The sequence below is a fragment of the Mesorhizobium sp. M0074 genome, assembly GCF_040322975.1.
Lineage (GTDB): Bacteria > Pseudomonadota > Alphaproteobacteria > Rhizobiales > Rhizobiaceae > Mesorhizobium.
In genome coordinates, this window is the sequence record NZ_JAMYUM010000019.1 from 66,132 (window position 1) to 87,136 (window position 21,005).

At 65.0% G+C, this 21,005-nt stretch carries 22 protein-coding genes; all 22 read left to right on the plus strand.

Annotated features, from left to right (window positions below):
• Positions 1-24: 24 nt before the first annotated feature.
• The 22 genes from NKJ73_RS23855 (at position 25) to NKJ73_RS23960 (ending at position 20,992) form a co-directional block, all read left to right on the plus strand.
• Positions 25-1,707, plus strand: coding sequence for a terminase large subunit domain-containing protein (locus NKJ73_RS23855; RefSeq protein ID WP_352571306.1), 1,683 nt, complete (start codon positions 25-27; stop codon positions 1,705-1,707).
• Positions 1,707-3,284, plus strand: a complete 1,578-nt coding sequence (locus NKJ73_RS23860; RefSeq protein WP_352571307.1) for a DUF935 domain-containing protein — start codon at positions 1,707-1,709, stop codon at positions 3,282-3,284. The genes NKJ73_RS23855 and NKJ73_RS23860 overlap by 1 nt, the downstream gene beginning before the upstream one ends.
• A 13-nt stretch (positions 3,285-3,297) precedes the next feature.
• A complete protein-coding gene (locus NKJ73_RS23865; RefSeq protein ID WP_352453352.1) occupies positions 3,298-3,450 on the plus strand; it encodes a hypothetical protein in 153 nt (50 codons plus the stop codon).
• Between the two features lie 4 nt (positions 3,451-3,454).
• Positions 3,455-4,255, plus strand: a complete 801-nt coding sequence (locus tag NKJ73_RS23870) for a phage head morphogenesis protein (RefSeq protein WP_352571308.1) — start codon at positions 3,455-3,457, stop codon at positions 4,253-4,255.
• Positions 4,256-4,553: 298 nt separating this feature from the next.
• Entirely contained in the window at positions 4,554-5,711 is a 1,158-nt protein-coding gene (locus NKJ73_RS23875) for a phage protease (RefSeq protein ID WP_352571309.1), read from the plus strand.
• Positions 5,711-6,445, plus strand: coding sequence for a hypothetical protein (locus NKJ73_RS23880; protein ID WP_352453349.1), 735 nt, complete (start codon positions 5,711-5,713; stop codon positions 6,443-6,445). Before NKJ73_RS23875 ends, NKJ73_RS23880 begins: the two co-directional genes overlap by 1 nt.
• A 13-nt stretch (positions 6,446-6,458) precedes the next feature.
• Positions 6,459-7,352, plus strand: coding sequence for a Mu-like prophage major head subunit gpT family protein (locus tag NKJ73_RS23885; protein ID WP_352571310.1), 894 nt, complete (start codon positions 6,459-6,461; stop codon positions 7,350-7,352).
• Positions 7,353-7,461: 109 nt separating this feature from the next.
• Positions 7,462-7,635 carry a hypothetical protein gene (locus tag NKJ73_RS23890; RefSeq protein WP_352571311.1) on the plus strand — a complete coding sequence of 58 codons (174 nt, stop codon included), beginning with the start codon at positions 7,462-7,464 and terminating at the stop codon, positions 7,633-7,635.
• Between the two features lie 98 nt (positions 7,636-7,733).
• The gene (locus NKJ73_RS23895) at positions 7,734-8,369 is read left to right on the plus strand and encodes an HI1506-related protein (RefSeq protein WP_352571312.1); all 636 of its coding nucleotides are present in this window, start codon (positions 7,734-7,736) and stop codon (positions 8,367-8,369) included.
• Positions 8,370-8,484: 115 nt separating this feature from the next.
• The gene (locus tag NKJ73_RS23900; protein WP_352571313.1) at positions 8,485-8,913 is read left to right on the plus strand and encodes a gp436 family protein; all 429 of its coding nucleotides are present in this window, start codon (positions 8,485-8,487) and stop codon (positions 8,911-8,913) included.
• Complete coding sequence (locus tag NKJ73_RS23905) at positions 8,913-9,497, plus strand: phage virion morphogenesis protein (protein ID WP_352571314.1); 585 nt, start codon at positions 8,913-8,915, stop codon at positions 9,495-9,497. Before NKJ73_RS23900 ends, NKJ73_RS23905 begins: the two co-directional genes overlap by 1 nt.
• Positions 9,494-9,931 (plus strand): phage tail terminator protein, encoded by a 438-nt coding sequence (locus NKJ73_RS23910; RefSeq protein WP_352571315.1) that lies wholly within the window; start codon positions 9,494-9,496, stop codon positions 9,929-9,931. The genes NKJ73_RS23905 and NKJ73_RS23910 overlap by 4 nt, the downstream gene beginning before the upstream one ends.
• 1 nt (position 9,932) lies before the next feature.
• The gene (locus NKJ73_RS23915) at positions 9,933-10,112 is read left to right on the plus strand and encodes a hypothetical protein (RefSeq protein ID WP_352571316.1); all 180 of its coding nucleotides are present in this window, start codon (positions 9,933-9,935) and stop codon (positions 10,110-10,112) included.
• A 3-nt stretch (positions 10,113-10,115) separates the two neighbouring features.
• The gene (locus NKJ73_RS23920; protein WP_352571317.1) at positions 10,116-11,039 is read left to right on the plus strand and encodes a phage tail tube protein; all 924 of its coding nucleotides are present in this window, start codon (positions 10,116-10,118) and stop codon (positions 11,037-11,039) included.
• A gap of 53 nt (positions 11,040-11,092) precedes the next feature.
• Positions 11,093-11,467 (plus strand): hypothetical protein, encoded by a 375-nt coding sequence (locus NKJ73_RS23925; protein ID WP_352571318.1) that lies wholly within the window; start codon positions 11,093-11,095, stop codon positions 11,465-11,467.
• A 38-nt stretch (positions 11,468-11,505) separates the two neighbouring features.
• Entirely contained in the window at positions 11,506-11,871 is a 366-nt protein-coding gene (locus NKJ73_RS23930; RefSeq protein WP_352571319.1) for a DUF1799 domain-containing protein, read from the plus strand.
• The gene (locus NKJ73_RS23935) at positions 11,868-16,193 is read left to right on the plus strand and encodes a phage tail length tape measure family protein (protein ID WP_352571320.1); all 4,326 of its coding nucleotides are present in this window, start codon (positions 11,868-11,870) and stop codon (positions 16,191-16,193) included. The genes NKJ73_RS23930 and NKJ73_RS23935 overlap by 4 nt, the downstream gene beginning before the upstream one ends.
• On the plus strand, positions 16,190-16,621 hold the full coding sequence (locus NKJ73_RS23940; RefSeq protein WP_352451593.1) for a hypothetical protein: 432 nt from the start codon (positions 16,190-16,192) through the stop codon (positions 16,619-16,621). The genes NKJ73_RS23935 and NKJ73_RS23940 overlap by 4 nt, the downstream gene beginning before the upstream one ends.
• A complete protein-coding gene (locus tag NKJ73_RS23945; protein ID WP_352571321.1) occupies positions 16,618-17,136 on the plus strand; it encodes a DUF1833 family protein in 519 nt (172 codons plus the stop codon). The genes NKJ73_RS23940 and NKJ73_RS23945 overlap by 4 nt, the downstream gene beginning before the upstream one ends.
• Positions 17,133-17,564, plus strand: a complete 432-nt coding sequence (locus tag NKJ73_RS23950) for a C40 family peptidase (RefSeq protein ID WP_352571322.1) — start codon at positions 17,133-17,135, stop codon at positions 17,562-17,564. The genes NKJ73_RS23945 and NKJ73_RS23950 overlap by 4 nt, the downstream gene beginning before the upstream one ends.
• Positions 17,561-20,272, plus strand: a complete 2,712-nt coding sequence (gpJ, locus tag NKJ73_RS23955; protein WP_352571323.1) for a TipJ family phage tail tip protein — start codon at positions 17,561-17,563, stop codon at positions 20,270-20,272. Before NKJ73_RS23950 ends, gpJ begins: the two co-directional genes overlap by 4 nt.
• Before the next feature lie 9 nt (positions 20,273-20,281).
• Positions 20,282-20,992 carry a hypothetical protein gene (locus NKJ73_RS23960; RefSeq protein ID WP_352571324.1) on the plus strand — a complete coding sequence of 237 codons (711 nt, stop codon included), beginning with the start codon at positions 20,282-20,284 and terminating at the stop codon, positions 20,990-20,992.
• The last annotated feature ends 13 nt before the right edge of the window (positions 20,993-21,005 follow it).

Below are 21,005 nucleotides of genomic sequence, written 5' to 3' on the forward strand. Positions count from 1 at the left end.
GGCGATCGAAAGGGCCGCCGGAATATGACCGGCCCGATCTCCAAAGAGGAATGGGAAAAAGTTCGCCGCGAGAGCATGGCGAACCTCGACCATGTGATCGAAAGGGTCGGTTTGCCGAAGGTGCTCCTCGGCTATCAGGGTCGCACCGTCTCGCTGCTCGAAAGCACCGCCGTAAGGGTGCTGTTCATCGAGAAGAGCCGCCGTATCGGCGAGACCTGGGCACTGGCCTCCTATGCCGTGCTGCGCGCCGGCCGGGCCAAGGATGCCGGCGGCATGGACGCCATGTACATCTCCTATTCGCAGGAGATGACACGCGAGTTCATTGACGCCTGTGCCATGTGGTCCCGTGCGTTCGCGCATGCTGCTGTCGCCCAGGAAGAGTTCCTGTTCGACGACACGGACCCCGCCCATCCGGACGAGACGCGGCAGATCAAGGCGTTCCGCATCCAGTTCGCATCCGGCTTCGAGATCCTAGCCTTGTCGTCGGCGCCGCGCACCCTACGCGGCAAGCAGGGCCTGGTCATCATCGACGAGGCGGCCTTCGTCGACAGCCTGAAGGAGCTGCTGAAGGCGGCGCTGGCCAACCTGATGTGGGGCGGCCAGGTCGTGGTCTGCTCGACCCACAACGGCGCCGACAATGAATTCAACGTCCAGGTCCAGGACATCCTCGGCGGCCGGTCGAAGTACAGCCATCTGAAGATCGATTTCGACCAGGCGCTGCTGGAAGGGCTTTACGAGCGCATCTGCCTGGTCACTGCCCGCGAGTGGTCGCCGGAGGCCGAGGCACAGTGGCGCCAGGACATCATCGACTTCTACGGCGACGGCGCCGACGAGGAGCTGTTCTGCGTTCCGTCCATGGGCTCCGGTGCGTGGCTGACCAGCCCGCTCATCGAAGCGCGCATGACGCTGACGCCCGAGGAGGCGCCGGTCATCCGCATCGATCTGCCGCTCGACTTCCTGCATCGTCCGGAGCTGGAGCGGCGGCATTTGATGGCGCCGCACCTGGACGCGATCAAGAAAGCGGTCGACGGCCTTGACGACAACCGCCAGCACGCCTTCGGCTACGATCCGGCCCGCAAGGCCGACCCGGCGATCATGTCGCTGCTGTCGATCGACAAGGTGCTGCGCCGCCAGGCGGCGCTCACCGTCGAGTTGCGCAACGTGCCCTTCCAGGAACAGAAGGAAATCGCAACGCTGATGCTGAAGGGATCGCCACGGCTCTGCGGCGCGGCGATCGATGCAACGGGCCTCGGCATGAACTTGGCCGAGGATCTCGGCCGCGCGTTCGGCCTGCACACCGAGAAGACACCGGGCGGCCTTGTCTGGCAGATCACGCTCAGCCAGAACTGGTACAACGAGAATTTCCCGCCGCTTAAAACCGCCTTTGAAGACGCCAACATCGCGCTGACCAGGGACGCCGAGCATGCGGTGGATCTTCGCCTGGTCAAGATCATCCGCGGCATACCGTCGATCCCGCCGGAGCGGGTCGGCATGGCCGGCGCCAAGCGGCACGGTGATTTCGCGGTCGCGCTCGTCCTGGCCTACTTCGCCAGCCGCATGCAGTGGCACGAATACGACTATGTGCGGGCAGCGATCGCCAAGAGCCGCTTCGAAGAAAGCTCGGAGGGCGCCTGGCGCAATCGGGCCGATGACATCGAGGGCAGCTTCCGCATGGCATCCGCCCGCCGCAACCGTGGGATTTTCTGATGGCTGAAGAATTCAAAGGGATCGTCGACCGCCACGGCCGCCCGATCGCCAAAGCCGCCCTGAAGGTCGAGCAGGCGGCTCCGACTGGCAGCGGCGTTCGGCGCCACGATGCTCTTCACCCGGCGGCTGGCCTCACCCCCGGCCGGCTGGCCGGTATCTTGCGGGCGTCGATCGACAACGATCCCGAGAGCTACCTCGCCCTGGCTGAAGATATGGAGGAGCGCGATCCACACTATGCCGGCGTGCTTGGCGTGCGCAAGCGGCAGGTTTCCGGCCTAGAGATCACCGTTGAAGCGGCCGGCGAGGATGCCGCCAGTGTCGAGCATGCCGACCTGGTGCGTGAAGTCATCGAGCGCGACGGCTTCGAGGACGAGCTGTTCGATATTCTCGACGCGGTCGGAAAGGGCTTCTCCTGTACCGAGATCATTTGGGACACGTCCGAAGGACAGTGGCGGCCGAAGCGACTGGCGTGGCGCGACCCGCGCTGGTTCGTCTTTGACCAGATTGATGGGGAAACGCCATTGCTGCGCGACGGCGGCCAGAATGTGCCGCTGAATCCCTACCAGTGGATCTATCACTCGGCGAAGGTTAAATCCGGCCTGCCGATCCGGGGCGGCATCGCGCGTGCCGTCGCCTGGACCTTCCTGTTCAAGAGCTTCACCATCAAGGACTGGGCAATCTTCTGCGAAGCCTATGGCCAGCCGCTCCGCCTGGGAAAATATGACGCCGGCGCGTCCGAGAAGGACAAGCAAATCCTGCTCGATGCGGTGAGCAACATCGGCGTCGACTATGCCGCCATAGTCCCCGCGTCGATGGCAGTCGAGTTCATCAAGGCCGACATTTCGGGGTCGCATGGGCTCTATAAGGAGCGCGCCGACTGGCTCGACCAGCAGACATCCAAGGTGGTGCTCGGACAGACGGGAACAACGGATGCAATCGCTGGCGGCTATGCAGTCGGCAAAACCCATGACGGCGTGCGTGAGGATATCGAGAAAGCTGACGGGCGCCAGATCGCAGCCACGCTGAACCGTGACCTCACCCGGCCGACGGTCGATCTGAATTTCGGGCCGCAAAAAAAGTACCCAAGGATCTTGATCGGCCGGCCGGAGCAGGTCGACATCAAATCGTTGGTCGACAATGTGACCAAACTTGTTCCCCTGGGCTTGAAGGTCGGGATGTCGACGATGCGCGACCGTATCGGCCTTCCAGACCCAGCCAAGGGCGAAGAACTGCTCGTGCCACCGAAAGGTCCGGCCCCAACTGACCCGCCTGATGACAACCCGCCCCCGCCACTGAAACCCGGCGAGACCGAACAGACGGTCCACTCCACCGCGGGCACCGGCACCCGCGATGCGATCGAGCGCTCGACGGACGCCATGCTGGCCGATTGGGAGCCGCTGGTCTCGCCGATCGTCGCCGGCCTCGACGCGGAGATCGCAGCCGCCAGCTCCGTAGCCGATGTGAAGGCGCTGCTTTCAAAGCGCTTTGCCGGGCTCGATGCCGCCGCGTTGACCGAGCTGCTCGCCCGATCGGCATTTGCAGCCCTGCTCGCAGGCCAAGTTGACGACACGCTCTGAAGGGAACTCTCCGATGGTCTATTTCTTCGCGCTCTGTTCGTTCCTCGCCCTGCTCGGCTTCTTCATCAACTCCAAACGCCGAAATGGGCACGGCATGGCATACAGCGCCGCCATGATCGTGATCTGGATGCTCGCGGCGCTATGGTGGTCGGGCAGGATCGGCTGAGCCTGTGGCCGCAGATCTGAAGCCACTGCCGCCGGCCGACGCGATCGCGGCGCTGTTTGCGCGCGGCCAGCGCCTCGATCCCGAATTCTCCTGGCTGGACACCTGGCAGGATGCCCATGCCCGCAGCTTCACAGTGGCGAAGTCGGCCGGCTTCGACATCCTGGGCGACATCTACCAGGCATTGCTGGTCGCCCTTTCGCAGGGCAAGACTTTTGCCCAGTTCGCCACCGAGCTGACTCCGCTGCTGCAGACGAAGGGTTGGTGGGGTCAGCAGCCTGCGTTCGATCCCCTCTCCGGAGAAACCCGCTGGTCGCAGCTCGGCAGCGTCAGGCGCCTCAAAACTATTTTCGATGTGAACATGCGGGTGAGCTATGCCGCCGGCCACTGGTCATCGTTCGAGCGCAACAAGGCCACCCGGCCGTTCATCCGCTATGTTCACCTGGAAGGCCAGGAGAACCCGAGGCCGCTTCATGCGCTCTGGCACAACACGGTGCTGCCGGTCGACCATCCCTGGTGGAACACCCATGCGTGTCCCAACGGGTGGAACTGCCATTGCACGCTGCAGAGCCTGTCGCAGCGCGACATCGACCGGCTTGAGCGCGAGGGCGAGGCGCTGAAGTTCGAACCAGTGGCGGGCGTGATGCGCAGCTTCGTCAACAAGCGCACCGGCGAAGTCACGACGGTGCCTGACGGCATCGATCCGGGCTGGGCCTACAATCCCGGCAAGGCCGGCTACCTCTCCGTTGTCGAACAGGACCTAGCACGAAAAACCAGCACGTCGGATTGGGCAACACCGCCCGACTGAAGCAGCCTCACAGGATCGCCGCACAGGCGCGTAGCGACCCCTCGGGGCGTGGCACTGGAGCCGCGAACCGCGTTTGCCGCTGTAGACCCGTTCAAAACCGATTTTAGGGCATATCCGACCGCCGACCGAGGCGGCCAGAACACGGCCTTGCCGGTTGCCCTCCGCTCGGCTACCGTTGCCTGGCGAATTCGGCGGCGGACCTGTCAACTCAGTCCCGCCAGTTCGATCCCGTGAGAAAGAACTGCCGCCCGCCATGGCGGGCATGATTTGACGGCAGCGGACGGGCCAATGTCCGGCAATGCACAACGCACTTGCCGTACTCCTTTCGGCCGCCCTGGCCTCGACGCACTCTACTGCGCTCACCGCAGGCGATGCGGACGGTGACAAATGGCTGCAGCTGGTACCGGCCGGCACGTTCTCCGGTCGCAATGGCCAAGGCCCGTGGACAACGGGCGACAAGGCGTCGATGGAACAGATCGTCGCCAATAGCCGCCAGTATGCCGGCTCCACCGACCTCGCCATCGACTATGACCACCAGGCGGTTTTCGGCGCTATTCCCGGGGTCGGTGGCAAAGCGCCGGCCGCCGGCTGGATCAAGGAACTGAAGGTCCAGAACGATGGCATTTATGGCCGCGTCGAATGGACCAAAGGGGCAGCGATCGCAATCAAGCGGAAAGAGTATCGCTACCTCTCGCCGGTCTTCTTCCACGAAAAGACCACAGGCCGGGTGCTCGCCATCCGCATGGCCGGCCTGACCAACACGCCGAACCTCGACCTCGTCGCGGTCGCGGCGAGTGCCCTCTTCCCTCTCGACAACCCCACCGGAGACAGCATGGACAAGATCCTGACTGCGCTTGGCCTCGCCAAGGGCACGAACGAAGACGGCATCGTCGCCGCCATCAACGCCCATCTGACCAGCAGCACGGCGATCGCCAAGGCTGCCGGCCTGACGGAAACCGCCAAGCCGGCGGAGATCCTGACGGCGATCAATTCGATTGTCGCCGATCGCACCAGGCTCGCCACCGCCGCCGGCCTTGCCGCCGACGCCAAGGCGGACGATATCGTCACGGCTGTCCAGTCGGCGATCACTGGCAAGGTTGACCCGACCAAGTTCGTGCCGATCGCGATGGTCACCGAGCTCCAGGGCGACCTGAAGAAGCTGCGCGAGGATCTGACCGCCGACAAGGCGACCGAGGCAGTCAACAGCGCGATCGAGGCCGGCAAAATAGCGCCGGCCCAGAAGGATTGGGCGCTCGGCTATGCCAAGGCTGACCTGAAGGCCTTCGACACCTTCGTCGGCAATGCGCCGGTGATGACGGCCTCGCAGATCCGCACGGCCAAGAAGCCGGACGGCGACGCAGGCCTGTCGGATGCCGACATCGCCGTCTGCAATGCCATGGGCCTCGATCCGAAGAAATTCGCCGAGACCCTCAAGCTCAACAAGGAAACCGTCTGATGGTCGCGTCCAAGGATCTCGAAATCCCGGCTCGCTCCGGCGACCGTTTCGGCTACCCGGTCAAGTCGGGTGTCCGCATATTCCGCAAGTCGATCGTAGCCCTGCTGGCAACCGGCATGGCGGTTCCCGCCGGCACCGCCAACGCTGTGTCCATCGTCGGCCTGGCTGAAGGCAACGTTGACAACCGCGACGGCGCCGACGGCGACCTGAACGTCGAGACGCTTCGCGGCTGCTTTGGCTTCATCTTCGTCGCCGACGAGGTCGACATCGGCCGGCCGGTCTACGCCGTCGACGATCAGACGCTCAGCTTTGATGGCTCCGGCGCCCGGCTGCTCGTCGGCACCGTCGCGGGCATCAGCGATGGCCGCACCTGGATCGATATTCCGGCAGCGGAAAAGGTCATGATCCCGTTGGCCACCCGCATCGCTACCTTGGTCGGCGCCGGCGTCACCAGGACGATCGCATCCGTCAAGGGCCGCATCACCAGGCTACGCAGTGTCATCGACGGCGTGCTGACCACCGGCGATGCCACCATCACCTGCGCCATCAACGGCGTTCCGGTGACCACCGGCGTCATCACCATCACCCAGGCCGGCTCGGCCGCGGGCGACGTGGACACGGCGGTTCCGACCGCTCTCAACGAGGTCAACCCCGGCGACGTGATCAGCTTCACGGTCGGCGGCACCAACGCAACCGCAACTCCGGCGACCGTCGTCGCCGAAATCGCGCAGTAGGAGAAAGCTTCAGATGGACATTAATGCTTCCACGCTGCGCAGCGTCTACACGGGGCTCAGCACCGCGTTCAACGCCCGGCTCGAAACCACCACGACCCTCTACAAGACGGTCGCCATGGACGTGCCTTCGAGCACGGCTATGAACGAGTATCCGCGCATGGACGATCTGCCGGGCATCCGCGAATGGGTCGGCGATCGCCTCGTCCACGATCTGTCGGCACAGACCTACATCGTCCGCAACAAGGAGTTCGAGGGCACGATCGGCGTCAAGCGCTCATCGATCGAGGATGACCAGTTCGGCTTCTACACGACCATCGCCAGCCAGATGGGCCAGGACGTGGCCGAGTTTCCCGACCAACTCGTCTGGCCACTCTGGAAGGCGGGCGACGCCACCCTTTGCTACGATGGCCAGAACTTCTTCGACACCGACCATCCCGGCTTCGACGAGAACGGTGCGGAGACCTCGGTCTCGAACTTCACCGCCGGTGCCGGCCCAGCCTGGTATCTGGTCGACGACACCCGGGTGATCAAGCCGATGGTGTTCCAGAAGCGCAAGGCCTTCAGGCTTGTGCCGATGGACCGCGAGACCGACACCAACGTCTTCATGAAGGGTCAGTTCATGTATGGCGTCGACGGCCGCTGCAACGCCGGCTTCGGCCTGTGGCAGCTCGCACATATGTCCAAGGCAACCCTGACCCCCGCCAATTTCCAGGCGGCGCGGGAAGCCATGGCCGCGATCCGCAAGAAGAACGGCCAGGTCATCAACATCAACCCGACCAAGCTGATCGTCCCGCCCTCACTCGAAGCCGATGCCAAGCAGATCGTCGAAACCATGCTGATCAACGGCGGCGACAGCAACATCTGGTTCAAGGCGGCGGAAGTCGTGAAGGTCCCGCTGCTCGGCTGATCGAAGCCGATCGCACCTTGGCCTGCCGGCACCGCCCCAACGGGTGCCGGCGGGTTTTTCGGAAGCAGCCGAAGCCCGGCTTCTTCCGCAAGACCCAAGAGGAACCCCTATGACCACGACAGTTAAAGTCCACGTGAACGGCAACTTCCGCGCCACCGTCAAGCAGGACGACCGCGAACCGGTCGAAGTCAACCCTGGCGAGGAGCGGTCGTTCTTTCTGCCCCACCCGGCAAGCAGCACCTTTTCTATTACGGAAGTCCCAGTCGATTCCAACGCCGGATAGGACGCTGGCGAATTCGCCCTGCCGGCTTCGGCCGGCGGGTTTTCGAAAAGCAGCCGCCACGGCTCCTTTTCAAAGACCCGAAAACGAGGATTGAAACCATGGCGAAAGCCGCGAAAGCTTCGAAGGTCATAGTCAATCGGGAGACCGCCTTCTCCGATCGACCATCGGAGATCGATAAGAAGCTCAATTCAGAGGGCGCAACCGCTTCGGCGGCCAACCCCGGCACGGCGGCCTCGACAAACGCCGCCGTGGAAGCGTCCGGCCCGGCGGTTGTCGAGCATGTGCCGGATGCCCCGTCGCCACAGGCGGCGGGGACCATTTCCCCCAATAACCCCCCGGAGAGTGAGGGCCAGGGCGGAGCCGGCAATGGGGCCGGCTCCGCCGAGTCGCTCCCTCAATTTCTCGCAAACGACGAATTCAACGGGCCGGGAGGCGATCCGGACGAAATGGACCACGGCACCCTGAAGGACTTGGACACGCGCCTCGGCACGGCAGAGAACGAGTTCCGCTCCAAGTTCCCGCGCATGGCCGCCGCGATCGACGCCTGGCAGGCAGCCAATGCTGACGGAGATGTGCCGAGCGGCGTTCGCATCCGGTCGAAGTTCGACGGGTTCCGCCGTGCCGGCATCGCCCACTCCAAGGCGCCGGTCGAGCACGCCATGGAGGCGTTCAAAGGCCCCGAGCAGCTGGAGGCCCTTTTCGCCGAACCGAACCTGGTCGTGGAGCTGATCTGACCGTGCATGTCTTCCTGCCCCTCTGGCTCGTGCCGCTGACGCTTACGGTCCTGGACTGGGCCGGGGCGCTCCTCGCCTGGCCCGCCTTCATCTGGCTTTTCGTGGTGGGTGCCTGATGTACGCCGTCCAACAGGATCTGGTCGACCGCTTCGGCGCCACTGAACTGATCCAGCTCACGGATCGGACGAACATACCGCCGAGCACGATCGACGGCGTCGTGGTCGGCCGCGCCCTGGCGGACGCTGACGGCGTCATCGACGGCTATATCGGCAAGCAGTTCACACTGCCGCTCTCTGTTGTGCCGCCGGTGCTGACCAAGGTCGCGGCGGATCTCGCGCGCTACTATCTGCATGGCGAGGCGGCCGACAAAGAGAGCATCGTCTCGCGCAACTTCGCCAACGCGATCTCCTGGCTGAAGGATGTCTCCAAGGGCCTCATCCTGATCGAGGAGGAAGGCGAGACGCCCGAGCAGGCCGGCGGCGGCGCCATCAAGACCAGTGCGCCGAACCGCGTGTTCACCCGCGACAAGCTGCGGGGCTTCTGATGGCGACCGAAGGCATCCAGATCCGCCTCGTCGACCAGGCCGTGCTGGCGACACTCGATCGCATCGAGCGCCTGGCCGAACATCCCAGGACGATCATGTCGGGCATCGCCGCATACCTGGTCACCTCGACCCAGCGGCATTTCGAGCGCGAGACTGGCCCGGCTGGTAAGTGGCAGCGGCTCAGCCCGCGCACGGCCGCCAAGCGCATCGGGCGCGGCCAGCGCGGCTACGGCCACATGCTGCGCGTCACCAACCGGCTCTACAGCTCGATCACCGGCGAGGCGACGGAAACCGAAGCGGCGGTCGGAACGAACCTGCTCTATGCCGCCATCCAGCAGCTCGGCGGCGAAGTGAAGATCCCGGCGCGCGAGCAGGATCTGCATTTCGGCAAGACCAATCGCGGCCGCCGCTTCGTCAAGGCTTCGCGCAAACGCAAGGAAACGGTCCGCGTCTCGATCGGCGCGCACTCGATCACCATCCCGGCGCGGCCCTATCTCTATGTCGACGAGGAGGACCAGGCCGAGATCCTACGTATAGCCGAGGACGCCTTTCGCGCCGAAGCCGATGGCGGAGCCCGGCCATGACGCTCTCCGCCGAATTCCAGCAGCGCCTGCGCGATATCGACCCGGCCGTCTTCCGCGTCGTCGCGGGCGCGGCCGCCTGGGCATCGCTCAATGGCGAGCCTAAGACGACGCCGGCGGCCTTCGTCCTGATCGAGGAAGAGCAGAGCGGCGAGAACACGCGCATGACGGGACCGGTGCTGCAGCGCTGCGAGGCCGATGTTGCCGTCATCTTCGTCACCAGGAACGTCTCTGATGGCACCGGAGCAGCCGCTGCCGACGACATCGAGACGCTGAAGAGCGCAGTGCGTGACGCGCTGATCGGCTTCGAGCCGACCAGCGTCTCCAATGCCGATGTCGTCGAGCACATCTCGTCGAACCTACTCAAAGCCAAGAACGGCCATGTCTGGCAGCGCGAGCTGTTCGGCGTCGGCTACTACCTCGTGGAGAAAAGCTGACATGGCAAAGATCGAAACGCCGATCGCCGGCGGTGCGTACAACCGGCACAAGGATGGAACGCTGGAGCGGATCGAGGGCACCGAGCCCGCGCCGCCGCCCGGCACGGAGGCCGAGCCGGTACCGGCGGGCACGGACGAACCATTGGCGGCCGAAACCGGCGCGCCCAGGAAGGGGAAATAGACCATGATCCGTCGCTGGAAGAAGCTGTCCGCCCTCATCAAGATGGATGCCACCTATGGAGTTGATGCGGTACCGACCGGTGCTGCCAACTACATCCAGCTCTCCGACGCGGCCTTCACGCCGCTCGCCGGTGACGAGGAGGCGCGCAATCTGATGCAGCCGTTCCTTGGCCACCAGGGCGTCTTGCTGACCGGCGACTATGGCCAGTTCAATTTCTCGGTCGAGATCGCTGGCGCCGGCGCCCTCGGCACGGCACCGGCCTATGGCCCGCTGCTGCGCTCCTGCGGCTTTGCCCAGGTGATCTCGGCGGGCGTCGACGTCCAGTATGATCTGATCCACGACGCCTTCGAGAGCAGCGGGCTCTATTACAACTCCGACGGCGTCAAGCATGTGCTGCTCGGCATGCGCGGCAGCGTCTCGCTCGGCTTCACACCCAAGCGCATCCCGCGCTTCCAATTCTCGATGAAAGGCCTGGTCGGGACCATCACCGACGAAGCCTTGCCCGTCGTCACCAAGACGATGTGGATCGACCCGGTGGTGGTCTCCAAGGCCAACACGGTGATGGCGCTGCATGGCTGGACCGCGATCGCCGAGAGCCTCAACATCGACACCGGCTCGCAAGTCGTGCCGCGCCATCTGATTGGCGAGGAGAGCATCGAGATCACCGACCGTTCAGTGACTGGTACCGCCGTCGTCAAGGCGACATCGCTTGCCACCAAGGATTGGTTCTCGATCGCCCGCGCCCACACCAAGGCCGCACTGGCGCTTACCCACGGCACGGTGGGCGGCAACACAGTGGCGATCGACAGCGACAAGGTGCAGATCGGCCGGCCAGCAGAGGGCCAGAGCGACAACATCCGCAACTACTCGCTGCCGCTGATGCTGACCAGCCTCGGCTCCACCGAGCTGAAGATCACCGTCAAATAAAGGCGGCTTCAACGCCGCTTCAATCGCCCTTTAAACCTGCAGGAAAGTGCCCCATGAAATTCATTCTCGCCAAGGAATATCTCTACTGGTGGCCGATAAAGATCGAGCTTCCCGACCCTACAAATCCCGGCAAGTGGAAGACCATGAGCTACACGCATCAGTTCGCCGGCGTCGACGAAGATGCGGCAATCGCGCTCGGCAAGGAAATCGAGGCGCTGCCGACACAGGAAGAGCGCAAGACGCGTGAGCATGATCTGCTGATCCAGGCCACCCGCGGCTGGCGCGATGTGGTCGACGAGGACGGCAACGAAGTCGAATATTCCGAAGAGGTCTTTCGCCAGGCGCTGCAGCAGACCTGGTATCGGGTCGCGCTCTACAGCGCCTACGCCAATTCGCTCGCCAGCCCGGCGGCCCGAAAGGGAAACTGACAGAGGCCGCGCGCGCCTGGGCGCTGGCACGGGAAGGCTTGACCGACCCGACCCGCCCTACGCGGCCCGACCACCAGGCGCGGCAGGATGCCGAAGCGTTGGGCGTCCCGCCCGAGAACCTGCCCGAACCGACAGACGACGAAGAAAGCGACGTGTTCGAAGTGTGGGACATCAACATGCCATCGGTGGTGCTGTTTCTCGGCTGCGAGACACAGTGGCGCGTCGTCGCGCGCGGCATGCAGGGCCTGCTCTACTGGCTCGGCATCGACTATGCGGCGGCCGCTGTACTGCTGCGGGCACGGCCGAAGCGTGAGAAGAAGCGCTATCCGGACGGCCGGCTGCTCAATGATCTGCGCGACATGGAGATCGCCGCGCGCGAAATCATGAACGAGGTGCGCGAGTGAGCCTCAATCTCGCCCTCGTCATCAGCGGCGACGCTGCCGGGGCTACGGCAGCGGCCGGCGCGACGTCGGCCGCTGTGCGCACGGTCGGCGTCGAGGCGACCCGCGCCTCGGCGGCGCTGACGACCGCCAACGACCAAGCGGTCGCATCGTCGAAGCGCGTGACCGACATGCTGACCGGCCAAGAGGCGGTGCAGAAGCGCATCCAGGGGATCGTGGCGGCCTATGCCGGCATGAAGGGTCCCACCGACGACGCAACGTATCGGCAGCGTGCTTCCGACATATCAGCCTACGGCGCGGCGCTCGACCGGATCAGAGCCAAATATGATCCGCTCTTCGCAGCGCAGACCCGATACCGGACGGCGATTGAGGCCATCAACCAAGCCGAGCGCACTGGTGCGATCAGCGGCTCCTTGGCGATCGACGCGCGTTTGCGGGAGACGGTTGCGCTAAACAGCCAGATCAGCGCCTTGAACGGCTTGGCCGCAGCTCAGAAAAATGCTGCGCAATCCATGGTCAACCGGGTCACCATTGTGCCCGATCGCGGTTCCGACATCGCTGCCTATGGCGAAGAACTGGACCGGATCAGAGCCAACTACGATCCGCTGTTCGTAGCGCAGACCCGATACCGGACGGCGATTGAGGCCATCAACCAGGCCGAGCGCACTGGCGCGATCAGCGGCTCCCTGGCGATCGACGCGCGGTTGCGGGAGACGGTTGCGCTAAACAGCCAGATCAGCGCCTTGAATGGCTTGGCCGCGGCCCAGAAAAATGCCGCGCAATCCATGGTCAACCGGGTCACCATTGTGCCCGATCGCGGGTCTGACATCGCTGCCTATGGCGACGAACTGGACCGGCTGCGGGCCCGCTTCAACCCGCTCTATGCCGCCTCAAAGCAATACGAGGCCGAGCTGACAGAGCTGAACAACGCGCACAAGGTCGGCGCCTTCACCAGCGCCAAGGAATACGACCTGGCGCTCGCGCATCTGAACGATCGTTATACGATGCTCGGCCGGGCATCGGCCCAGACGGTGACGGGGCTGGGCTCCGTTGCGGGCGCGGCACGCCTGACTTCCTCGCAGCTGCTCAACCTGTCGCGGCAGGGCAACGATGTCGTCACGATGTGGGCGCTCGGCGCGCCGGCGATGATGATCTTCGCATCGCAGGCCGGCCAGGTCTATGACGCGCTGGAGAGTGGCCCGAAAGGTCTGCGCGGCTCGCTGGCGGCGATCAGGGCATCGCTGGCATCGACGGCGAGGTCCTTCATCGGCTTCGTCGGGCCGATCGGGCTGATCGCGGCCGGTGTCGGCGTGGCCGGCGCTGCCTTTGCGGCCTATTCGCTCCTGTCGCGCGAAGCGACCAAATCGCTCGACGGGGCGTTGAAGGACCATGTCGATCTCATCAAGAAAGTCGGCGAGGGTTGGAAAGACGCTGAAAATGCCGTGCGTGGCGTTGGCCGGGAGTCCCAGACCGTTCTGTCGTTCCAATCGATGCAGGCGGTCAACGAACTCCGAAAATCGGTGGACGCGGGCACCGGCCAAAACCTGCAAAATCAGTTCGGTGGCTCGGAAGCCTTCACTGGAATACCTGGCTCCGGCCTCCCGCAAGACCAGTTCCAGATCTTCGACCGTTACAAGATCGGCGGCCTTGAGCCGGTCGTCAATCAGTTCATCAAGTCCGCCCAGACCGGCTATCCCGATGTCGTCAAATTCAACGATGCCGTTGCGGCATTGGGCCAAGCCCCCGGAGCATCCGCCGAGCTCAAGAAACGCGTCGCGGAAATTCTAGGCTTCACCGCGACTCTCGCCGAGGCGCAGCGGGCCGTCCAAGAGTACGATCGCAATATCGGTCCAGGCGGCCTGATCAGGAGCGGCAGCGCATTCAACCAGCGCGACATGAAGGCCTATGACGAATGGAAGCTGGCGGACGCCGCCGCTCACAACCAGCGCATAGGCGGCTTCCAGGCGCAATTGCAGGAGATGAACGCAAGATCGCCGTCGGAGAAACAGGCCGCCGCCGAGGCCGCGGCGCGCGCCCAGATCAACGCCAGCGAGAGCGCGGCCGCTCGCGCCGACCGCATCGACATCGCCGGCAAGCTTGCACTGGCCAGTGCAACGAAAAGCCTTGTGGACGCGCAGAAGGAGCGGCTGCGCTCGCTCGACCAGACGGTTGCCGCGCAGCAGCTGGAGATCAGCCTAGTCGGCAGGACGGCCGCCGAGGCGGCGGGGCTGCGCATGGCCTTTCAGCTCGAACAGGCGGTCCGCGAGGAAGCCGCCCGCAACAATGTCCCGGCCGACGAAGCCGAGATCCGGCGCATCAAGGAAAAAGCCGCCGAATATGGCCGGCTCAGCGCCATTCAATCGGCTCGCGCCGCCATCTTCGAGCAGGGTCAGAATATCGAGACCCAGCGCGCCGAGCTTGCACTGGTCGGGGAGAGTACCGCCGCCCATGATCGCGTCATCGCCGCCCTGACGACAGAGCAGCAGATCCGACAGCTCGGTATCGACCTTTACGGCAAGGAAGCCGAGGCGATGCGCGCCAACGCGGCGGAGCTGGCCGCGCTGGCCGAAGCCAGATCCCGCGCCAATCTGGCGCGCGACCTGCAGTTCGAGCGCGACCAGCTCGGCCGCTCGCCGATCGAGGCGACGGTGGCGGACCGCCTGAAAGGAGCCGGCCTCGCAGTCGACCTCAATTCCGAGGCGGCGGCGATGATCCGCATGAACGAGCTGCTGAAGCAGCAGAAGCAGCTCTGGGAGGACGTGCGCGAGACCGGCGTCGACGCGATCGGCGGCATCGTCGACAGCGCTCTCGGCGGCTTTACCGATATCGATAGCGTGCTGAAGAGCGCGGCCGACGACGTGCTGAAGCAGCTCGCCCAGCTTGCGATCAAGAACCCGCTGGCCAACGCGGTCTATAACAAGGGCCTGCCGACGCTGGACAGCATCGGCGGGATTGGCGGCTTCATCGGCACGCTGCTCGGCGGTCCGCAGCCGGCAGGCGGGCAGTCTGTTGGCGCCATGGATGTGCAGGCTGGCGTCGTCAACATCAACGGTGCCTTGGGCGTCAGCGGCGGCACTGGCACCATCTTCGACAGCATCAAGCGGTTCTTCTCACCGGCCAACAGCAATTCGGCCGATCCGTCGTCGGGGATGCGCGGCAGCGAGGCGGCGACTTCGACGTTGTCAGATGTCGCCGGAAGCTCGCTTCGCATGGTCGGAAACTTCAAGTCGGGCGTCGACGCCCGGCTGATGGACATTCTCGACAGCGCCGCGAAGCGGTTCGGCGGCTACCAGGTCGATGCGATCTCAGGCTTGCGGCCAGGCGACCCACGTTTTCACGGTCAGGGCCTCGCGACCGATGTCAGGCTGACCGATCTCCTCACCGGCAAGAAGCTGGGCAACTATCAGGACCCAAGCACCTTCGCGACGTACGAGAAGTTCGCCCAGACGGCGCGCCAGGTGCAGCTGGAGAAATATCCGGAGTTGACCGACCGTTTCCGGTGGGGCGGATATTTCGGCGGCCAGAGGGGCAAATACGGCGCCATGGACGAGATGCATTTCGATCTCGGCGGTGGCCGGCTCGGGATGGCTGGCGGCTCCTGGCGCAACGGCCTCAACGATAATCAACGCGCGCTTTTCCCCGGTGTGGAGAGCGCAGGCAACAAAGCCACGGCAGCGATCACGCGGCTGACCGAAAGCACCGGCCTTGCCGCAAAGGGCCTAAATAGTTTCGGCGGCGGGCTTGGCCAGCTCGGCAATGCGCTCAGCCAGTTCCCGGCGGCGCCGGCGGGCGGCGGTCTGTCTGGATTTTCCAGCATCTGGTCGATGATCAGTGGCTTCTTCAGGTCACCGGCAGCCTGGTCGGCGATCCAGTCGGGCGCCGGCGGTCTCTACGATGTGGGCGGCGCGACCGGCGGCAACGACCCGCGCAGGGTCGCCGGCTTGGTCCATGAGCAGGAGTACGTCATGGATGCGCCCGTGGTGCGCGCGCTCGGCGTGCCGTTCCTGGACAGCCTGCGGCGCACAGCCAAATCGGGCCGCGGCTACTACGAGGGCGGTTATGCCATGCCCGGCGCCGGTAGCTCCGGCTCTCCCTCGATGGGCGGCTGGTCATCGCAGTCGGCCCAGCCGACCCGTGTTGAGCGGCACTATCACGACTATGCCGGCGTGAGCGTGCGCGAGGAGGAAACCGAGGACGGCAAGGGCGGCCGCCGCGAGGACATCATCATCGAAGAAAAGCTGACCGCCGCCGCAAACCGGCGCGGCAGCTCCTTCAATAAGACGCTCGCGGGTCGCGGCGCCAGGCAGCCGGTGAAACGGCGATGAGCCTGGTCTGGTATCCCCCTGAATTGCCCAGACCGGAACGGGCACCCTACCAGGTGACGCGCGGCGATGGCCGCACCCGCAGGGCCGAAGACGCCGGCCCGCCAAACGTGCGGCGCCGCTTCTCGGCAGTCGCTGACACCGTTGCCTTCTCGACCGTGCTGACCAGGGCGCAGCTTGCCCGCTTCGACCGCTGGTACAACGAGGAGATCAAGCAGGGCACGCAGCCCTTCCTGATGCCGGCGTGGGACACGGACGGCCTGCCGCTGCTGACCGATGACGGCACGCCGATCACCACCGAGGACGGGACACCGATCCTGATAGCAGAGACGTGGCTTTGCCTGATCGGCCAGCAGCTGCCGGCGCGCGCCCCAAGCTCCCCCACGGGCATCCAGTGGCGCGTCAGCTTCGACGTTGCGGTGATGCCATGAGGCGGGTCTCGCTCAACGCCCGTCTGGCTCTCGACCAGGTCGCGACCGACGAGCTGGAGGTTGTGCTGGTCATCATCGAGCACCCGCTGCTCGACACGCCCGTGCGGCTCTCCTCCGACAACGCCGACCGGATCTCGGTCGAGCCGCTGATGTACGGCACCCGCTCGACCTGGCGCACCGAAGATGATTCGCCGTTCCTTTTCATCATGCTCGACGCGCTCGTCCCCGACGAGGAAGACGACGCTCCGGCGCAGGCCTCGCTGGTGCTCGAGATCCTCGACAGCGACATCGCCGATATTTTGACGTCGACCACCGTGCAGGCGACCTGCCACATGGCGATCGTGCTGGCGTCGAGCCCGGACAATGTCGAGGCCGAATGGATCGGCATGCTGATGACCGGCGCAGACGGCGACAGCGGCCAGGTCAGCCTCAAATTCTCCATGGAGCCGATCACCGAGGAGCCCTATCCGGCCGACCGCATGACGAAGGAACGTTTTCCGGGGCTGCACAAATGACCTTGATGGTAGCCCAGGGCGATCTCCGCTGGACGCAAGGCTTTATCGGCCTGCCCTTCGCCGACAAGGGCCGCGACTGGACCGGTTGCGACTGTTGGGGCTTTGTCCGCCTCGTCCATGCCGAGCATGCCGGCAACGAGCTGCCGTCCTATGACGGCCTCTATGTCAGCTCGGCCGAGCAGCGCGAAGTCGCCGCCATAGTCGCTCGCGAAACGCAATCGCCGCTCTGGTTGAAGATTGAGACGCCGCAGCCGCTCGACATCCTCTGGTTCCGGCGCGGCCGCCTCGATGCCCATTGCGGGCTTTTCCTGCGGCCGGGCTTGATGATGCACATGGTCGAGCAGGACTGCTCCAAGATCGAGCGCTTCGACGACGGCTCGCCCTGGGCAGGCAAGCTCACCGGCATCTATCGCTGGAGGGGCGCATGAGCGTCCATGTCACGGCCGCGCCCATCGCATTCCAGCCCGACCGCGCCCGCATCGAGCTGACGCTGCCGGCCGGCATGACGATTGCCGAAATGGTGGCGATGGCACTGCCTGGCGCCAGTCACCCGGTGCTGGAGCGCACCCGTGTCGCGCTGGTCAAGGGTGACGGCATGCAGGTGGTGCCACGCGCCCGGTGGCACCGGGCGCGGCCCAATGCCGGCGTCCATGTGGTCATCCGCGTCGTTCCCGGCGGTGACTCGTTTCGGTCAGTGCTGCAGATCCTCGTCTCGGTGGCGGCGATCGCCGTCGCCGGGTTTTTCTTCCCCGCCGGCGCCACGCTGTTTGGCTCGGAATTGCTTGCCAACGTGGCAAAGACCGCCCTCACAGTGGGACTGACGGCGCTCGGCGGCTTGCTGATCAATGCGCTGCTGCCGCTGCCCAAACCCCCGGGGGAGGAAAAACCGACCTATGCGATCGCCGGATGGCAGAACCAGTTCACGCCCGACGCGCCGGTGCCGATGGTCATGGGCACGCACCGTTATGCGCCGCCGTTCGGGGCGATGTCCTATATCGAGGTGGTCGGCGATTGGCTCTACGATCGCGCCGTCTTCCTGCACGGTTACGGGCCGCTGGAGATATCCGAGGAGAAGCTCGGCGACACGCTGCTGACGAAATTCGACGAGGTCGAGATCGAGACGCGGCTCGGCTATGCCGATGACGCACCGCTGTCGCTCTACACCAACCAGGTGCTCGAGGAGCGCATCGGCACCGATCTGGAACGGCCGTTGAAGCACAACGACTACGGCAAGATCATCAAGGGTGAGCCGTCCGAAGCCAAGCCGGTCAGCCGCTTCACCGCTCGCGATACCGCCTGGTCGATCTCGATCCTGTCGTTTCCCGCCGGCCTGATCAAGATCGATGACGAGGGCGAGGAGTTTTCAGTGGAAGTGGTGTTCAAGCGACGCTACCGGCTGGCCGGTACCGTAGCCTGGACCGACCTGCCAGATCTCTCCATCCGCAACACAAAAAAGGTGGGCTTCTATCGCGCCGACCGCATCGACTACCCCATACGGGGTGCCTATGAGATCGAATACGAGCGGCTGACGGACTCGGAGGTCGAGCCCGGCAATGGATCGCAATTTGTATTGAACTGCACTTGGGTGGTTCTTCAGAGCTTCCGGCCGGAGTACCCATTCAATTTCAGAAAGCCCGTGGCCCTAAGCGCACTCCGGATCAAGGCGACGGCGCAGCTCAACGGCACGCTCGACACCTTCAACACGCTAGACAAGCGGATCGCGCCGGACTGGGACGCCGACAGCGGCACATGGATAGACAGGGCCACGCAATGGCCAGCGTCCCTGGCCCTCTTTGCCTTGCGCGGCCCAGGGCTGTACCGGCCCACTCCGGACGAGGAGATCGATTTCCCGGCCTTCCAGGACTGGCACGTCTTCTGCGTGCTCAAGGGCCTAAAATACAACCGCATCCACGATTTCGAGAGCACGCTGGGCGAGACGCTGGCGGCGATCGGCGCCGCCGGCCGGGCCGCTGTCAAATGGGACGGCCGCAAATGGACCGTCGTCATAGATCGGCCGCGTGAGCTTGTGGTCGACCATGTCAATCCAAGGAATTCGTCCGACTTCCGCTGGTCGCCATCCTATTTCGAGCCGCCGCATGCGCTGCGCGTGCCGTTTATCGACGAGACCAACGATTATCAGCAGGCCGAGCGTCTGGTGCCGTGGCCCGGCCATGTCGGCCCGATCGACATCACCGAGGAGCTGAAACTGCCCGGCAAGACCAACCCGGACGAGATCTGGCGCGAGGCCCGCCGCCGGCAATACGAGATCATGAACCGTGCCGTCAGCTACTCGGCGGTGCAGCAAGGCACTGCACGCACCGCCACCACCGGCGACCTGGTGGTGGCCTCGCGCGACGTGCTGAAGCGCGCCATGCATTCGGCGCGCGTCAAGGCAGTACGCGGCGATCTTGTCGAGGCCGACGGCGTCTTCACGATGGTCGCCGGCGAGAGCTACGCCATTCGCTTCCGCCAGTTCGACGCCGACGACACGATCGGCACCAGCGTGGTACGGACCATCGCCACCGTCGCCGGCGAGAGCGCGGCCGTGCGGCTCACCGGTAGCGGCGAGAGGCCCAAGGCTGGCGATATCATTCACTTCGGCCCGGCCGCGCTCGACAGCATCCCGCTGATCGTTGCCGGCATCACGCGCGGCAAGAACAATTCGACGGTGCTGGCGATGTTGCCGGCGGCACCGATCATCGACGAGTTGACCGACGCCGAGGTGCCGCCGGCCTGGAGCGGCCGCGTCGGCGCCGAGATCGACCTATCCCTGATCCCACCGGCGATACCGAAGTTCACGGGCATAGAAACCGGCACTGTCGAGACCGGCGACGCCAACGGACTGCGGGTTATGGTCAGCGGCGGCACGGCGAACGCGATCGCCGTCGCCGCCTTCAAGCTGCAGACGAGGCTCTCGGGTGCTTTGGTCTGGCAGCCGCCACTGTCCTGCTCGCCGGCCGAGGGCGCTTTCGATGTGACCGGTTACCTGTTCGGCGACGAAGTCGAGCTGCAGGCCTGGGCGGTCAGCGTCGCCGGCGTCGAGAGCGATCTGACCGACATTGTTTCCGTGACCATCGGCTCCGACGACTTCGTGCCGCCACTCGCGGCGAACTCAACCCTTTTGCTCGTGCTTTAGAGGACACAAATGGCCGCCAGCCAGATCAACACAACTGACAGCGCCACCGGCGCGCCGGTCGCGATCGACAGCGAGCTGGTCGCGGGCAAGCACCATCCCATGCATGGCGTGCGCGACGGCATGGACGAGGCGCTGGGCGGGACGGCCGATGCGGCGGCCACGTCCGACGCCGGCACGTTCTCCCTGATCGCGTTGGTCAAGCGGCTGCTGTCGGTCAAGCTGCCGTCGACGCTTGGCGCAAAGAGCGCCGCCAACAGCCTCAGCGTCACGCTGTCGACCGACGACGATGCGCTGCTCGGCTCGCTCATCGAGGCGGCGCCGGCCAGCGATACCGCCTCGTCTGGCCTAAACGGCCGGCTGCAGCGCATCGCCCAGAACCTGACCGCGCTGAACCCGGCCGCCACTTGGCGCTACCCCGCGGCTGCCGGTGGAGAGACCGGGACCGCAGATGTCCCGGTGAAGGCAGCGGTGGCGGGCCAACGCAACCACATGACCTGGCTGACTGCCGTGAACGCCCACGCCACGGTCGACACCGAAATTCTGATCAAGGATGGCGCCGCGACTGTCCTCTATCGCGGCTTTCTCAAGGCCGCCGGCGGGCGCCTGGACATCGAGTTCCGATCGCCGCTGTCGTCGACCGTCAACACGGCGCTGAACGTCGCCAACGTGACCACCGGCGCCCAAGTTTATTTCAACTGCGGCGGCTACGTCGCGCCTTAGAACAGGAAACCCC

Excerpts from the sequence above, each read along its gene's own strand:
- NKJ73_RS23890 (WP_352571311.1), top strand. The coding sequence starts at position 7,462 with ATGACCACGACAGTTAAAGTCCACGTGAACGGCAACTTCCGCGCCACC.
- gpJ (WP_352571323.1), top strand. The coding sequence starts at position 17,561 with ATGAGCGTCCATGTCACGGCCGCGCCCATCGCATTCCAGCCCGACCGC.
- NKJ73_RS23950 (WP_352571322.1), top strand. The coding sequence starts at position 17,133 with ATGACCTTGATGGTAGCCCAGGGCGATCTCCGCTGGACGCAAGGCTTT.
- NKJ73_RS23880 (WP_352453349.1), top strand. The coding sequence starts at position 5,711 with ATGGTCGCGTCCAAGGATCTCGAAATCCCGGCTCGCTCCGGCGACCGT.
- NKJ73_RS23905 (WP_352571314.1), top strand. The coding sequence starts at position 8,913 with ATGGCGACCGAAGGCATCCAGATCCGCCTCGTCGACCAGGCCGTGCTG.
- NKJ73_RS23900 (WP_352571313.1), top strand. The coding sequence starts at position 8,485 with ATGTACGCCGTCCAACAGGATCTGGTCGACCGCTTCGGCGCCACTGAA.
- NKJ73_RS23920 (WP_352571317.1), top strand. The coding sequence starts at position 10,116 with ATGATCCGTCGCTGGAAGAAGCTGTCCGCCCTCATCAAGATGGATGCC.
- NKJ73_RS23895 (WP_352571312.1), top strand. The coding sequence starts at position 7,734 with ATGGCGAAAGCCGCGAAAGCTTCGAAGGTCATAGTCAATCGGGAGACC.
- NKJ73_RS23910 (WP_352571315.1), top strand. The coding sequence starts at position 9,494 with ATGACGCTCTCCGCCGAATTCCAGCAGCGCCTGCGCGATATCGACCCG.
- NKJ73_RS23915 (WP_352571316.1), top strand. The coding sequence starts at position 9,933 with ATGGCAAAGATCGAAACGCCGATCGCCGGCGGTGCGTACAACCGGCAC.
- NKJ73_RS23875 (WP_352571309.1), top strand. The coding sequence starts at position 4,554 with ATGCACAACGCACTTGCCGTACTCCTTTCGGCCGCCCTGGCCTCGACG.
- NKJ73_RS23885 (WP_352571310.1), top strand. The coding sequence starts at position 6,459 with ATGGACATTAATGCTTCCACGCTGCGCAGCGTCTACACGGGGCTCAGC.
- NKJ73_RS23925 (WP_352571318.1), top strand. The coding sequence starts at position 11,093 with ATGAAATTCATTCTCGCCAAGGAATATCTCTACTGGTGGCCGATAAAG.
- NKJ73_RS23855 (WP_352571306.1), top strand. The coding sequence starts at position 25 with ATGACCGGCCCGATCTCCAAAGAGGAATGGGAAAAAGTTCGCCGCGAG.
- NKJ73_RS23960 (WP_352571324.1), top strand. The coding sequence starts at position 20,282 with ATGGCCGCCAGCCAGATCAACACAACTGACAGCGCCACCGGCGCGCCG.
- NKJ73_RS23945 (WP_352571321.1), top strand. The coding sequence starts at position 16,618 with ATGAGGCGGGTCTCGCTCAACGCCCGTCTGGCTCTCGACCAGGTCGCG.
- NKJ73_RS23865 (WP_352453352.1), top strand. The coding sequence starts at position 3,298 with ATGGTCTATTTCTTCGCGCTCTGTTCGTTCCTCGCCCTGCTCGGCTTC.
- NKJ73_RS23940 (WP_352451593.1), top strand. The coding sequence starts at position 16,190 with ATGAGCCTGGTCTGGTATCCCCCTGAATTGCCCAGACCGGAACGGGCA.
- NKJ73_RS23860 (WP_352571307.1), top strand. The coding sequence starts at position 1,707 with ATGGCTGAAGAATTCAAAGGGATCGTCGACCGCCACGGCCGCCCGATC.